14 protein-coding genes are annotated in these 13,107 nt (G+C 66.6%); 7 read left to right on the top strand and 7 right to left on the bottom strand.

Features of this window, described 5'->3' with window-relative positions:
- The first annotated feature begins 45 nt into the window (after positions 1-45).
- The 3 genes from ASC95_RS12610 to ASC95_RS12600 all read left to right on the top strand — a co-directional run bounded on the left by ASC95_RS12610 (position 46) and on the right by ASC95_RS12600 (position 3,240).
- The gene (locus tag ASC95_RS12610; RefSeq protein WP_057298036.1) at positions 46-1,629 is read left to right on the top strand and encodes an ABC transporter substrate-binding protein; all 1,584 of its coding nucleotides are present in this window, start codon (positions 46-48) and stop codon (positions 1,627-1,629) included.
- A 109-nt stretch (positions 1,630-1,738) separates the two neighbouring features.
- Positions 1,739-2,638, top strand: coding sequence for a LysR family transcriptional regulator (locus ASC95_RS12605; RefSeq protein WP_057298035.1), 900 nt, complete (start codon positions 1,739-1,741; stop codon positions 2,636-2,638).
- Positions 2,635-3,240, top strand: a complete 606-nt coding sequence (locus ASC95_RS12600) for a M15 family metallopeptidase (protein ID WP_082567732.1) — start codon at positions 2,635-2,637, stop codon at positions 3,238-3,240. The genes ASC95_RS12605 and ASC95_RS12600 overlap by 4 nt, the downstream gene beginning before the upstream one ends.
- Here ASC95_RS12600 and ASC95_RS12595 read toward each other — a convergent pair.
- The 5 genes from ASC95_RS12595 to ASC95_RS12580 form a co-directional block, all read right to left on the bottom strand.
- Positions 3,212-3,694: a GNAT family N-acetyltransferase gene (locus ASC95_RS12595; RefSeq protein WP_057298034.1), complete on the bottom strand. Its 483-nt coding sequence runs from the start codon at positions 3,692-3,694 to the stop codon at positions 3,212-3,214. The two genes, ASC95_RS12600 and ASC95_RS12595, sit on opposite strands and share 29 nt — an antisense overlap.
- Positions 3,695-3,770: 76 nt before the next feature.
- Positions 3,771-4,055: a hypothetical protein gene (locus tag ASC95_RS30635; protein ID WP_157256246.1), complete on the bottom strand. Its 285-nt coding sequence runs from the start codon at positions 4,053-4,055 to the stop codon at positions 3,771-3,773.
- Between the two features lie 85 nt (positions 4,056-4,140).
- Entirely contained in the window at positions 4,141-4,845 is a 705-nt protein-coding gene (locus ASC95_RS12590) for a hypothetical protein (RefSeq protein ID WP_157256243.1), read from the bottom strand.
- Positions 4,846-5,034: 189 nt separating this feature from the next.
- A complete protein-coding gene (locus ASC95_RS12585) occupies positions 5,035-6,009 on the bottom strand; it encodes a YafY family protein (protein WP_057298032.1) in 975 nt (324 codons plus the stop codon).
- Positions 6,009-6,917 (bottom strand): LysR family transcriptional regulator, encoded by a 909-nt coding sequence (locus ASC95_RS12580; RefSeq protein ID WP_057298031.1) that lies wholly within the window; start codon positions 6,915-6,917, stop codon positions 6,009-6,011. Before ASC95_RS12580 ends, ASC95_RS12585 begins: the two co-directional genes overlap by 1 nt.
- 151 nt (positions 6,918-7,068) lie before the next feature.
- On the opposite strand from ASC95_RS12580, the gene ASC95_RS12575 reads away from it, so the two are divergent.
- The 3 genes from ASC95_RS12575 (at position 7,069) to ASC95_RS12565 (ending at position 8,778) form a co-directional block, all read left to right on the top strand.
- Positions 7,069-7,617: a carboxymuconolactone decarboxylase family protein gene (locus tag ASC95_RS12575; protein ID WP_057298030.1), complete on the top strand. Its 549-nt coding sequence runs from the start codon at positions 7,069-7,071 to the stop codon at positions 7,615-7,617.
- A gap of 67 nt (positions 7,618-7,684) precedes the next feature.
- A complete protein-coding gene (locus tag ASC95_RS12570) occupies positions 7,685-8,158 on the top strand; it encodes a nuclear transport factor 2 family protein (protein WP_057298029.1) in 474 nt (157 codons plus the stop codon).
- A 2-nt stretch (positions 8,159-8,160) separates the two neighbouring features.
- Positions 8,161-8,778 carry a pyridoxamine 5'-phosphate oxidase family protein gene (locus ASC95_RS12565; RefSeq protein ID WP_057298028.1) on the top strand — a complete coding sequence of 206 codons (618 nt, stop codon included), beginning with the start codon at positions 8,161-8,163 and terminating at the stop codon, positions 8,776-8,778.
- Here ASC95_RS12565 and ASC95_RS12560 read toward each other — a convergent pair.
- Positions 8,771-9,004 (bottom strand): DUF1653 domain-containing protein, encoded by a 234-nt coding sequence (locus ASC95_RS12560; protein ID WP_057298027.1) that lies wholly within the window; start codon positions 9,002-9,004, stop codon positions 8,771-8,773. The genes ASC95_RS12565 and ASC95_RS12560 overlap by 8 nt on opposite strands.
- 155 nt (positions 9,005-9,159) lie before the next feature.
- Here ASC95_RS12560 and ASC95_RS12555 point away from each other — a divergent pair, with 155 nt between their 5' ends.
- Positions 9,160-10,122: a hypothetical protein gene (locus ASC95_RS12555; RefSeq protein ID WP_057298026.1), complete on the top strand. Its 963-nt coding sequence runs from the start codon at positions 9,160-9,162 to the stop codon at positions 10,120-10,122.
- Positions 10,123-10,127: 5 nt separating this feature from the next.
- Here ASC95_RS12555 and ASC95_RS12550 read toward each other — a convergent pair whose 3' ends face one another.
- Positions 10,128-12,974 (bottom strand): peroxidase family protein, encoded by a 2,847-nt coding sequence (locus ASC95_RS12550; RefSeq protein WP_082567731.1) that lies wholly within the window; start codon positions 12,972-12,974, stop codon positions 10,128-10,130.
- Positions 12,975-13,107 lie beyond the last annotated feature (133 nt).

Genomic DNA, 13,107 nt, shown 5'->3' with positions numbered 1-13,107 from the left:
CTCCAAACAATTCCCGCCCGTTCTTCCTCTGAAAAGACCATCGTCATGAAGTCTCTGTACGTCACATTGCTGACCCTTCTCGCACTGGCCGGAACGCCCGCGGCGCAGGCCCAGGGCAAGCCGCTGATCTACTGTGCTGACGCCAGTCCGGAAGGCTTTGACCCAGGAATGTGGGACAGCGCTAGCACCAACACGGTCAGCGCTCAGATGTTTGACGGGTTGCTTGGCTTCAAACGACCCACGACAGAACTGATTCCCAAGCTCGCCACACGGTGGGAAATCTCGCCCGATGCCAAGAGCTTTATTTTCACGTTGCGGGATGGCGTCAAGTTCCACAGCACCCCCTGGTTCAGGCCCACCCGCAACCTCAATGCTGATGACGTGCTGTTCACTTTCCAGCGCTTCATTGACCCAAACCACCCCTTTAACAAGGCATTTCCAGCGAACTTCATCTATCCGCAGAACCTCGGCCTGACCAAACTGATCGAAGGCATCGACAAAATTGACGACCGCACAATTCGTTTCCGGCTTCGTCAGCCCAATGTGACATTCGTCGCAAACTTCGCTTTCGCCTGGGCAGGCATCCAGTCCGCCGAGTACGCGGCCCAGTTGCTGAAGGCTGGGAAGGCCTCCCAGATCAATGTCCAGCCGGTCGGCGCAGGCCCCTTCAAGTTCAAAAGTTATGCCAAGGACGACGTGCTGCGTATGGAAGCGCACCCAGATTACTGGGGCGGCAAGCAGCGCACGTCGGCTTTGGTCTTCAGCATCAGCCGTGAGCCGAATGTGCGCGTGCAGAAGATCGCTGCGGGCGAATGCCATGTGACGGCAGCCCTGCGCGACGTCGATGTCGCCTCGCTGGCCAACAACCCGAACGTCAGCATCGAGAAGATCCAGGCGCTCAACATTTCCTATCTGAGCTTCAACCTGAAGAAGCCGCCGACCGACAAGCGCGAGGTGCGCGAGGCGCTGGACATCGCCATCGACCGCGACGCCATCTTCAAGGCGTTGTTCCCGCGCGGTGACGCGATGCAGGCCGTCAGCGCCTTCCCGCCAGCCATTCCCGGCTACAACAAGAAGCTGAAGAACGAGTTCGACCCGGCCAAGGCCAAGGCGCTGCTGGCCAAGGCCGGTTTTCCCAACGGCTTCGAGATCGACCTGTGGGCCCTGCCCGTGCAGCGCCCCACCAACCCCAACGGCCAGTTGATGGCCCAGCTCATCCAGCAGGACTGGGCCAAGATCGGCGTCAAGGCCAGCATCAAGACCTTCGAGTGGGGCGAGTACCTCAAGCGCGCCAACAACGGCGAGCACAACGTCTACATGAGCGGCTGGAGCGGCGAGACCGGTGACGCCGACGATTTCCTGACGCCCAACCTCAGCTGCGCGGCCAACAAGAGCGGCATCAAGTTCTGCAACGCCGAGTTCGAGAAGCTCATCGACGAAGCCCGCGCCACACCCGACCAGAAGAAGCGCATCGCGCTGTACGAGAAGGCCCAGGAAATCTTCAAGCACGAGCGGCCCTGGATCACGATGGCGCACTCGACCGTCTACATCCCCATCCGCAAGGACGTCGTCGGTTTCAAGATGGCGCCGAACGGCAGCGTCAACTTTGAAGGGGTGTACCGGAAGTGAAGCCCATTCTCAACAACGCCACAGAGACACAGAGGCACAGAGCACAGCCTTTGAATTCCTCTGTGTCTCCGTGCCTCTGTGGCTGTGTTTGCTCAGACGGTCTTGCCTCATGCGCCTGAGACACATCGAAGTCTTCCACGCCATCATGCAGGCCGGCACCATCAGCGGTGCCGCCCAGCTGCTGCACATCTCACAGCCGGCCGTGACCAAGGTGCTGCAGCACTGCGAACTCCAGCTCGGCATGGCCCTGTTCGACCGCGTGCGCGGCAAGCTCTACCCGACGCCCGAGGCGCAGCGCCTGTTCGTCGAGATCGACAAGCTCAATCGCGACCTGGTCGGCATCCGGCGCCTGGCGGCCAACCTGAAGAGCGGCGAGAGCGAACAGGTGCGCCTCGTCGCGACCCCGGCCCTGGCCATGGCCGTCGTGCCCGCGGCAATGACGCCCTGGTGCAAGGCCTACCCGAACGCGAGCTGCTCGCTGGCCACCCATCACACGCGCGAGATCGTCTCGGCGCTGCTGCTCGGCGAGGCCGACCTCGCCCTGTCGCTGCAGGACCCGCGCCACCCCGGCATCAAGGCCGAGGTCATCGCCAGCGGCACCATGGTCGCTCTCTGCCCCTTGAGCAGCCCCGAGGCCAAAGGCGAGGGGCCGCTGGGCCTGGCCGACATCCGCACCGAGATCGTCGGCCTGCAGAGCGACGACCCGCTGGCCGGCCTGCTGCATCATGCCGGCGAGGCGCTGGGCCAGCCGCTGGCCAGCCGCATCACCGTGCAGACCTACCAGCTCGCACGCGCCCTCGTCGAGGCCGGTGTCGGCATGACGCTGGTGGACCCCTTCACTGCCGCCAGCGCCGATGCCAGCAAGGTCCGCGTGCGCCCGCTGTCGCCGGCCGTGCCGGTGCAGCTCTACTTGCTCAGCGCCGCCAGCGCGCCGCTCGGGCAGGCTTCGCGCCGCCTAGTCAAATTCATCACCGCTGCTGCGCACGAACACCTTTCCCGACTGCCGTGATCCGCATCGAAGACATCGCCGGCCACCCCGACTTCCGGCGTCTGGCCAGCCTGCGGCACGGTATCGCCGCCGACCTGCGCTACGCGACCGCCGACAACTTCGTCGGCCATTCCGTCTATGCGGGCATCGACTGCGCCTGGCTGCGCCGCGAGGCCGCCGACGCGCTTGAGCAGGCCGCCCTGTGGCTGCAGGAACGCCGCCCTGGCTACCGCCTCCTGGTGCTGGACGCGCTGCGCCCGCAACGCGTGCAGCAGCGCCTGTGGGACGAGCTGCAGGGCACGCCACTGACGATGTACCTCGCCAACCCTGAGCGGGGTTCCATCCACAGCTTCGGCATGGCGGTCGACCTGACGTTGCTCGACCCGCAAGGGCGTGAGGTCGACATGGGCAGCGGCTTCGACGAGATGACGCTGGCTTCCCACCCCGACCACGAGGCCGAGCACCTGGCCCTGGGCGCGCTCAAGCCCGAGCACCTCGTCGAGCGCGGCTGGCTGCGCGCGGCCATGCGCGAGGTGGGCTTTCATGCCATCACCACCGAGTGGTGGCATTTCGACTTCGGCGACCGCGTGGCGGTCAGGCGGGATCTGCCCCGGGTGCTTTGACGTCGATGCGCTTCTCCATGAAGACGCTCAAGGGGTCGTCGGCATAGCTGCCATAGGGTCCGCGGCGGGCGTAGCCGCATTGGGCATATAGCGCCAGCGCCTCGAGCTGGTAGGGGCCCGACTCCAACGTCACCAGCTTGCAGCCCCGAGCAGCCGCCTCGGATTCCAGCCGGGCCAGCAACCGTTTGGCCAGACCCTTGCCGCGGGCCGTCGGGCTGACGAACATGCGCTTGAGCTCGCCGAATTCCAGGCCCAGCACGATGGCGCCGCAACCCACCGCCCGCCCCCCAGCGTCTCGGGCCACGGCAAAGACGACGTTCGGCTGGGTCAGCGACGCCAAGTCCAAGGCATACCGGGCTTCGGGCGGATAAAGGGTGTCCTGGTAGGCGTCCAACTCGGCGATGAGGGCGATGACCTCAGGTTGGTTGGCAGATTCAAAGCTGATGCTCGTCAAGCAAATGGCTCCATGGCTTGTAGGGAAGGCATAACTCGCCTGACGCGCCGGTCTGCGTCACGGCCTGCTCACTCAGTTAGGTGGTGGGCCCAGACATCATCCATTCCGATGGCGCGATGTCATAGGAGTCTTGTGCAAAGGCAACGGCCTCTTCAAGGGTTTCGTGCCAGGTATCGGCGGCATAGCGCCCATCCAACGAATGGCAAACAAGCAAGAAGTTCTTGTTTCCATCGTCTGTGATCTCGAATCGAAACTCGATCTCCGGCGCGTTATCGTCATCAGGATCTGCGGGCGACCACCCACTGTTTGGGTGACCGAGGACGCGTACCGCTCGGCGAGCGAGGGTTGCGTAGGACTTCATGGATGCGCTCTAGCGCCCAGGTTAACCGGCAAAAATGCGCAGCATTTTTGTTCGTGTTGAATCGACAGTTAGGCATTCGCATGCCTCAGTCTGCCTTGGATGAGAGGCCATGATTTTGCGCTGACTTGTGAATTTTTCTACCTCCCAACAAGCCTACCTTCACGTAAACCTCTGGGACCTCCGTTTGGGAGAGGTGCCGCTCAATTTGCACTCGATAGCGTTCATAGTGACTTAGCGTGAAATCATCAAAGCTCGCAACGATGAAGACTATGCCGTCAGGCCCTTTGCTGGCTATCTGCTTGTAGGCGCTCCTCAGGTCAGCGTCGAGCTTCCGCAAAAATCCTGCACTGAGATTATCGTAAATGCTTCCGTCAAAGCCCTCCTCAGCTTCCCAGCGATCGATCTGCTCTTCTGAAATGCCGATACTCTTTACTTCGCAGTACCTTACCGCGTTGCCGTGACGGTATGACAAGTCTGGCGTCGTTTTGCCGTCCTCCGGCAAGACGCGTACATGCGTATAGCCCTGGCGGAGGAGGAACTGATACGCAAAGGCCTCGTTTAGTTGGTTGAAAAATCCTTGTTTGAGCTGGCCTCTCCGGTGATCAAGGAAGTGCGCGACCGCTTTCTTCGACAGTCTTTCCCAAGACTCTTGGTCCAAACAATCGAACGCCTTGTCATAAGCCCGATAGGACGCGCGAGCCTGTTTTGATAAGCGCAAAGTCTCGCCCACGGAATCAAAAAACTCGTCGCGTGGATAAGTTGCCTTGATCAGTTGAATGAGTGCTGCCATCCGCCTCATCTGGAATGCCTAACGCGTTCTAGGGGTGACGGCCACCGCTGCATAAAACCGGAGTGGCCATCGCAAGTGTTTGATGGGCGATGACTATGCCAATAAAACATCGGCAAAGGCGGCGTGAAGTTACAAGTTCTCCATCGACGGACAGAGGGCCCGTCAAGCCGATTGCAGGACGGCGAGTGCCTAAGTGCCTGCATGGCGTCGCGCCAACTCCCCAGCCCACTCCGCCACCCTCGCCCTCACCGCCGCCGGCCCTACGGCTTCAGCCTCAGGCGCCAGTGACATCACGAGCCGCGCCGCCTGGTCCACGCTCTCGATAGGCAACTTGACCCTGGACCAGCGCCGTGGCCCCGCCGGCCTTTCGGGCACCGCGGCCGCCACGGCCTGGGCGGCATAGCTGCCCTTCTCGGCCAGCCGCCGGCGGCCCTCGGCGGTGATGCGGATGACGGCTACCTCGGGCCGCAACTCCCTCTCAAAGCGCTGCAGCGAAGCCTGCCACCAAGTCGCCAGGTCGAAGTCAGCCGGGCGCTCGAAGCTTTCCTCGCCAACGCTGAGCGACTGGATTTTGGCGACCTTGAGCGTCAGCGTGCGCGCCCCGGCCCGCGCGACGGCGTACCAGCTGCCGCCCTTGAGCACGAGGCCCAGCGGCTCGGCCTTCCAGTCGCGTTCGCCCTTCCAGCTCAGATAGCGCAGTTCGACGCGGCGGCATTCCAGCACCGCCTGCGCCAGCGCCGGCAGGTGCGTGGCCGGTTCGCCGCTTTGGTACCAATCCAGCGGGTCCACGTGCAGCCGCGCCTGCAACCGGCCGGCAAGCGCCGCGGACTCGCCCGGCAGCGCCGATTGCAGCTTGAGGCGCAACCGTTGTGACGCACCGCCCAAGCCCAGTTCGCTGGCCGCACCGGGCAGGCCGAGCAGCGGCAGGGCTTGCGCTTCATCGCCCAGCAGCCCGTTGAGCCGCGTCGCAAAACCCTCGCGCAGCTTGAAGCCGCCGCTGCGGCCGCGCTCGGCGTAGACGGGCACGCCGGCGGCCGAAAGTTCGTCGATGTCGCGCAGGATGGTGCGCACCGACACCTCGAACTCCCGCGCCAGCGCCGGCGCCGTGATCTGCGGGCGCAGCTGCAGCAGGATGAGGATGGAGAGCAGGCGGCTGGCGCGCATCAGGCCGCCGATTCTGCCGAGGCCTGGCCCTGCAGCCGCTCACGCAGCCGCGGCGCGGCGTAGTCGAGGAAGGCGCGGCATTTCATCGGCAGCCGCCCCTGACCGGGGTAGATCAGGCTGACCGGCACCGGCGCGGGCTCGTGCTCCGGCAGCAGCCGCTCCAGCCGACCGGCCTGCACCGCGTCGGCCACCTGGTAGGACAGCACCCGCGCCACGCCCAGGCCCTGCTCGGCCGCGGCGATGGCCGCCTCGGCGGTGGTGACGGCCAGCCGCGAGCGGATCTCGACGGTCTCAGCCGGAAACACCCAGCGGCTCGCCGACATCAGTCCCTCGAAGCTGATGCAGGCGTGGCGCGCCAGATCGGCCGGCGCAGAAGGGCGACCGTAGGCGGCCAGGTAGGCGGGGCTGGCGCAGCAGACGCGGCGGATCTCGCCGACCTTGGTGGCGACCAGGCCGCTATCGGCCAGCTCGCCGATGCGCAGGGCGAGGTCGACATGCTCCTCCAGCAGGTTGACCACGCGGTCGGCCTGGATGAGGCGCACGTCCACGTCGGGGAACTCGCGCAGGAACTCGACGATGAGGGGCAGCAGGTGCAAGCGGCCGAACACCACTGGCGCGGAGATGACGAGGCGGCCGTGCGGGCGGGCATAGGCGCCTGCCGCGGCGCGCTCGGCGTCGGCCACCTGCTCCAGGATCTGGCGGCTGGCCTCCAGGTAGTCGCGGCCGGCGTCGGTCAGCTCCAGGCGGCGCGTGGAGCGGGCGATGAGGCGGGTCTTGAGCTGGGCCTCCAGCAACGTGAGCTTGCGGCTGACGGTGGCCAGCGGCTGCTCCAGCTTGCGCGCCGCCGCCGACAGGCTGCCGGCCTCGGCGATGGCGACGAACACGGTCATGGCTTCGAAGCGGTCCATTTTCAGCGCCGATTCTTCCGGATATCGAGAGAAAGATTTCGAATCCTGCCGGCTAGTGCTTCTGGGCGCAAGTTTCTACATTCTCGGCACCGGCAGGCCACCGGGCCGAAACAACACCGACACCCACCCAACGAACACGAAGGAAAACACCATGAACCGCATCGCCACCCCCGCCTCCATCGACGCTGCCCCCGAAGCCGCCCGCCCGATGCTGGAAGCCGTCAACAAGCAGCTCGGCTCCGTGCCCAACCTGTTCCGCACCGTGGCCAACAGCCCGGCGGCGCTGGAAGGCTATCTGGGCATGTCCGGCGCACTGGCCAAAGGCCGCCTGCCGGCCCAGACGCGCGAGCGCATCGCCCTGGCCGTGGCGCAGATCAACGGCTGCGGCTACTGCCTGGCGGCCCACACCTACCTGGGCAGCAACCTGGCCAAGCTGGACACGGCCGAGATCGCCGCCAACCGCGCCGGCCGCTCCAACGACGCCAAGGCGGACGCCGCCGTGCGCTTTGCCGCCAGCGTGGCGACGCAGCGCGGCCATGTGTCCGACGCCGACGTGGCCGCCGTGCGCGCCGCGGGTTATGACGACGGGCAGATCGTCGAGATCGTCCAACACGTGGCGCTGAACACCTGGACCAACTACCTCAACGAAGTGGCCAAGACCGTCATCGACTTCCCAGAAGCCTTGCCGCTGGCCGCGTAAATCGCCCCACGCGCGCCGCAGGCTGCCTGCGGTGCGCGTCCGTCTTTCCACCCTTCAGGAGCCCGCCATGTCCCGCCCGCCCTTCCCGCCGTTCTCGCTGACCACCGCCGTGCAGAAGGTGCGCATGGCCGAAGACGCGTGGAACAGCCGCGACCCGGCGCGCGTGGCCCTGGCCTACACGCCCGACAGCCGCTGGCGCAACCGCTCGACCTTCGTGAACGGCCGCGAGCAGATCGAGGCCTTCCTGACAGCGAAGTGGCAGCGCGAGCAGGACTACCGGCTCATCAAGGAGATCTGGGCCCATGGCGAGGACCGCATCGCCGTGCGCTTCGCCTATGAGTGGCATGACGCGGACGGCCAATGGTGGCGCAGTTATGGCAACGAGAACTGGGCCTTCGACGACCAGGGGCTGATGCACACGCGGCACGCCAGCATCAACGACGTGGCGATCACTGTGAAGGAACGGCTCTTCCACTGGCCTCGCGAAAGCTCAGGTCGTCGCCCTGACGACCATCCGTCACTCAGCGAACTGGGGTTGTAACCATGAAGCCCGCGCTTGCCACCCCCAGCGACATCGCCTTCACGCCCACCGTCAAGGCCCTGCAGACCCGCAAGGGATCGCGCCACGCCTATGCCCGCATGGAAGAAGGCGACGGCTGGGAGAGCCGCATTACGCCCGACCTGAAGGACGAGATCGAGGCGCAGATCAGCGTCATGCTGGCCACGGCCAATGCCGAGGGCCAGCCCTATGTGCAGCACCGCGGCGGCCCGGCGGGTTTCCTGCACGTGCTGGACGAGCACACCATCGCCTTCGCCGACTTTGCCGGCAACCGCCAGTACATCACCCAGGGCAACCTGGCCGAGAACCCGCGCGCCTTCCTCTTCCTGATGGACTACGCCCACCAGCGCCGCATCAAGATCTGGGGCCGGGCGCGTGTCGTCGAAGGCGATGCCGAACTGATGGCGCGGCTGATGCCGGCTGGCTACCCGGCGCGGCCCGAGCAGGTCATCCTGTTCGACGTCGAGGCCTGGGACGTCAACTGCCCCAAGCACATCCCGCAGCGCTTCGAGGCGGCCGACGTGCGGGCGGCGCTCAAGGCGCGGGACGAGCGCATTGCCGAGCTGGAGCGGCAGTTGGCGGCGCTGACGATGGCTAGCTGATGCGCTCGAAACGCGGCCGCACCACCCCATCGACCTCCAGCGAGCCGGTGAACATCTCGAAGGGCCGCACCCACCAGCCGCTGTCGTTGTACAGCGGCCGGTAGACGACAACGATCTCCAGTGTCTCGCTGTGGCGGGCGACATGAAGGACTTCGTATTCGCCGCCCTTGTAGTGGCGGTAGCGGCCAGGAGCGAGATGCGGCAAGGCGGGCAGGTCAGGGTTCATGGCGGCATTGGACCGCAACCTGCCCGACTCCTCCGGTTGCGCGGCGCGGCGTCATCACAAGTGTGAGGTGGCGCCGTCGCGGCGACCCGCGCGAGCTTCAGAATGCCGAGCCGGCTCCGGCTGGCGCCGAGCCCTCACCAGCATGGAGAGCCTCAATGAGCAGGTGGACGCGCAAGGGATGGATCGCCGCCACGTGGCTGCTGCTGCTCGCACCGCTCGCGCAGTCGACCGCGCTGGCCCCCGCCGCCTGCCAGGCCGCCTCGGCCGCCAGCGCGCCCGCCACACCGTGCCGGGACAAGGCCGGGCCGCCCATCGCACGGCCCGCGGCGCCAGCGCCCGGCGTGAGCCAGCAGGTGACGCTGTACTGCGGCGCCTCGGCCCCTGCTTCTGCAGCCCCCGCCTCCGCACCGGGCGCCGAGTGCAAGAAGGCGGCCGACGGCGACGCCAACGCCATCAGCCTGAAGCTGCCCGGCGGCATTGGCCTGGACTTCAAGTCCAACAACCCCTCGCTGACCTATCTCTTCGTCGTACTGGCGGTGCTGCTGGCCGTCTGGGTGCTGTGGCGCGCGGCGCGCAAGGCAACCGACGATGAAGACCCGGCCGCAGCGGTTCTGCTGGTGCTTGCCGGCCTGGCGGCCTTCGCCCTTGGCGGCCTGCTGGGCTATTGGTGGAAGGACGACCGCGTCGCCACGCTGCCGGCGTCCGAGGTCAGGAAGCTGGTCGAGCGCCCGGACTTCGCACGCGAACTGCAGCAGGCCCTGCTCGACAACGCCCGCGCCGCCGAGGAGCGCGGGCAGCTCAAGGCCCGGCTCGCCGCCACGGAGCAGGAGCTGGCCGTGGAGCGCGCCAAGGCCGGCGCGAGCGGCCGCAGTGCGCCGGACTGGGTCGGCGTGCTGGCCGGCATGCTGGCCGGCGCTGCGGGCATGGCCTGGTCCTGGCATCTGGCCCGCGTGCGCAACACCCGGCTCGAAACCGCCGTCGATGCCGCCCACCGGGCCTTGTCGTCCGAACCGGCCGCCTCGCCAGAGCGCAGCCTCAGCGCCGAGTTGGACGGCTGCAGGCAGCGCATCCACGTCGCCACCGGTCTGCTCGGCCAGGCCCGCCACGGCCCGGGCTGAGACCGTCAGGGCTTGAGGAAGGCCGGATCGCTCTCCGCCCCCTTGCGCGGCTGCCAGCCCAGGCCGTAGTACTCGCCGCGGTCGCGTGCCCAGGGATCGAAGGCGTTGGTAACGTGGGCCAGTTCGCCGCTGAGTTCGGGCACGGTGCGCAGCAGCACGCGCTTGAAGGGCGAGACCTCGATGCGGTGGCCGTTGCTCTGCTTCGCCTCGAACTGCTTGCCGCTCGGGCCGTTGTTCATCAGCCATTCGATGCCGAGGTTGCCGTAGAACTCCGGGCGGAAGCTGCTGGTGAAGAAGCGGTCGCTGAACAGCCGCCGCGATGCGTTCAGGATGAACACCTGGAACTGCGTCTCCGAGATCGCATAGCCATGCGGCCGCGTGAACTCGGACAGCCAGCCCACCACCGTGTCGACGTCCTCGATGTTGTCGACCAAGCTGCCATCGGGCTTGCCCAGGCAGTCGTTGATGGGGCTGCCGTCGAGGTTCTTCTGCGCGGCCGTGATGACCTTCTTCGCATCGCACTTGTGCTGGCCGTAGATGCTGCGCAGGTCATTGATGACCTTTTGCTGGCGCGCCCGCTCGGGTGAATCGGCCGGCAGTCGGGCGTCGATGAAGTCGTCGAAGCTCGCCAGCTGGCGCAGGCCGTACTGGCGGCGGAACTCGTTGAAGCGCGGCACGCCGTGTTCGCGGTCGCGGATGATGTCCAGCGCCGCGACGTCGATCTTGCCCGTGCTGGACTGCAGCCGCGGAATCGCCAGGTTCTGCAGGAAGGCCGGCGTATTGCCCAGCGTCAACAGGCCCAGGCGTTGGCGGCCCATGGACAGCGCCCAGTCCGCCGCGCCCTGTTCGTTGAGTGCGCCGGTGGCCTTGCCGCGGAAGGTCTCGATGACGGGCACCTTGGCGGCGATGCGGTTCGGGTCGCTGTCCCAGTGGCGCAGCTCGATCAGGTCAGGCACCAGCGCGTGCAGGCGGTAGACGCTGACGAACTCCTCGGGGAAGTTGAAGGGCGAGCCGAAGTGGTTGACGCCACCGTTCACATGGTCGGGATTGGCCAGGCTCCAGACATCGTCCTTCTTGGCGTCGTGGCGCGCGAAGAAGCTGTCGTCCTTGTAGACCCGCGCGCCCAGGCCGAAGATGCCCGGCCCCGAGGCCAGCGCCGAGTACCACTGGCCGGCCTTCTTGGCGTCGGTGCTCTTGCCGTAGTTCTGCACGACGATGGCTTCCAGCGCGTTCTCGACGAACGGGTGGCCTTCGAACAGCCCACCCCAGTTGGCGTTCATGCCGAGGTAGAGCGGCTCGTCGTAGAGCAGCTGCGTCGTCCATTCGATGGTGTGGATCTTGGCGATCTCGGCGGCGACGACGAGGCGCCCCACCTCGAACAGCACATCGGCCGACACATCGCGGTAGCGGATGACAGCCGTCGGGTTCGCCGGGTCGCGCAGGCCCGAGTCGGCGTCAGGCGTGGCCGCGGCGCGGCGGCGGAACTCGGCGACGAAGGCGTTGTGCTCGCGCGAGAACACCGTTTGATAGAAGCCGACGCCGATGCTCCAGTTGTCGGGGAAGGCGGCCGCGCCCTGGCCGGCCCACTGCGGCAGGATGGGGTCGCCTGCCGAGAAGACGGGCAGCTGACCCAGCGCCTCGCCGGCGCCGGCGCGCGCGCCGGCCGGCATCAGCAGCCGGGCCGGGTCGGCCGGATCGCGCTTCACGCGCTGACGCGACACGGCGTTGTAGCCATAGATCTGTGACGCGTCCCACCACGCGGTGTTGTTGTTGGCGTGCGTGCGGAAGGCGCGCGCCAACGGCTTGGTGCCGTCGGCGGCCGTGTAGCGCGGCGGCGCGTTGCCCTCGGCCACAAAGCTGCGGTCGATGCGGTCGTCCGGCCGGCAGCCCAGCTTGGCCGCGTCGCCCGTGCAGCCGACGGCCATCCACTGCGGCTCATTGCGGCCCTCCTCCATGTGGGAGAACCAGTCATGCGTCATGAACTGGATCCAGAAGGCCGCGAGCACGTTGAAGAAAGGCGCCTTCTGGTAGTCGCAGTTGGCGTCCACCGAATTGCCGGGCAGGCCCTGACCGTCGCGGCATTTGGCGGGGTCACTCTGCGTGCGGGTGAACAGCTTGCGGCTGATGAGCTGCGGGTCGGGCTGCAGCAACGCAATGCGGTCGCCATGGCGGTTGCGCGCCAGGGCGTCGTCGCTGATGTCCGGGTAGGTCGCCTCGAACTGCACATTGCGCGCGAACAGCGCGCCGGCCGAACCCATCTTGGGATTGCGCAGGTCGTTGCAGATGCCGCTGAGCTGGCGCCAGCGGATCAGTTCGCCTTGGCAGAGCTGCGTCCCGTCACCGCCCACCGCGGCGTAGAAGGGCGAATCGGCCGCCAGCCGCATCGAGGGCCAGGTCTTGACGGCGGCGCCCGCCACGCCTTGACGGCCCAGCGCGTAGTCGGCAAAGCTGCCGGAGTTGTCGAACAGGTTGAACTTGATCAGCTCCATGCGCTGGTATTCGAGGTCCAGCAGCGCGCCGTCCACACCGCGGCCGTTGGGCCCGAGATGACTCCCGACGCCACTCGTGCCCGGCAGCAGCGTGGCCTGGTCGCCGGTGGCCCAGTAGTTGGCCCAGTCGACATAGGGCGTGTGGCGAAAGGCTGCGGCCTTGTCGCTGCCGCGGCAACGCGCCACGTCCTCGCCGACCTTGCCATTGAAGCGCTCGCCGCGCTCGTCGGCCACCTTGCGAAAGCCCCCGGCCACCATGGCCGTGCAGCTCCTGGTGTCGTCCAGGCTGGCCTGGGGTGTGGTGCTGATGCAGCCGGCCAGCAGCATTGGCGTGAGCAGCAGCCAGGTGAATGCACGCTTCATGAGCTTCTCCTCGTCTTGTTCTTTGCAGATCGCGCAACATAGCGAGGCTACGGCCACAGCGTCAATCCTTCGAAGGCCCCGAAAAATTCACCTTGAGGACAGCCACACGGTGCCTGCCCTTGCGCGCGACTGG

Source organism: Pelomonas sp. Root1217 (assembly GCF_001425705.1).
In the GTDB taxonomy this organism is placed as follows: Bacteria; Pseudomonadota; Gammaproteobacteria; order Burkholderiales; family Burkholderiaceae_C; genus Pelomonas.
This window is presented reverse-complemented; position numbering and strand designations above follow the sequence as displayed.

Coding starts and splice junctions, on each gene's coding strand:
- ASC95_RS12610 (WP_057298036.1), top strand. CDS start 46: ATGAAGTCTCTGTACGTCACATTGCTGACCCTTCTCGCACTGGCCGGA.
- ASC95_RS12605 (WP_057298035.1), top strand. CDS start 1,739: ATGCGCCTGAGACACATCGAAGTCTTCCACGCCATCATGCAGGCCGGC.
- ASC95_RS30635 (WP_157256246.1), bottom strand. CDS start 4,055: ATGAAGTCCTACGCAACCCTCGCTCGCCGAGCGGTACGCGTCCTCGGT.
- ASC95_RS12590 (WP_157256243.1), bottom strand. CDS start 4,845: ATGGCAGCACTCATTCAACTGATCAAGGCAACTTATCCACGCGACGAG.
- ASC95_RS12585 (WP_057298032.1), bottom strand. CDS start 6,009: ATGCGCGCCAGCCGCCTGCTCTCCATCCTCATCCTGCTGCAGCTGCGC.
- ASC95_RS12580 (WP_057298031.1), bottom strand. CDS start 6,917: ATGGACCGCTTCGAAGCCATGACCGTGTTCGTCGCCATCGCCGAGGCC.
- ASC95_RS12575 (WP_057298030.1), top strand. CDS start 7,069: ATGAACCGCATCGCCACCCCCGCCTCCATCGACGCTGCCCCCGAAGCC.
- ASC95_RS12570 (WP_057298029.1), top strand. CDS start 7,685: ATGTCCCGCCCGCCCTTCCCGCCGTTCTCGCTGACCACCGCCGTGCAG.
- ASC95_RS12565 (WP_057298028.1), top strand. CDS start 8,161: ATGAAGCCCGCGCTTGCCACCCCCAGCGACATCGCCTTCACGCCCACC.
- ASC95_RS12560 (WP_057298027.1), bottom strand. CDS start 9,004: ATGAACCCTGACCTGCCCGCCTTGCCGCATCTCGCTCCTGGCCGCTAC.
- ASC95_RS12555 (WP_057298026.1), top strand. CDS start 9,160: ATGAGCAGGTGGACGCGCAAGGGATGGATCGCCGCCACGTGGCTGCTG.
- ASC95_RS12550 (WP_082567731.1), bottom strand. CDS start 12,974: ATGAAGCGTGCATTCACCTGGCTGCTGCTCACGCCAATGCTGCTGGCC.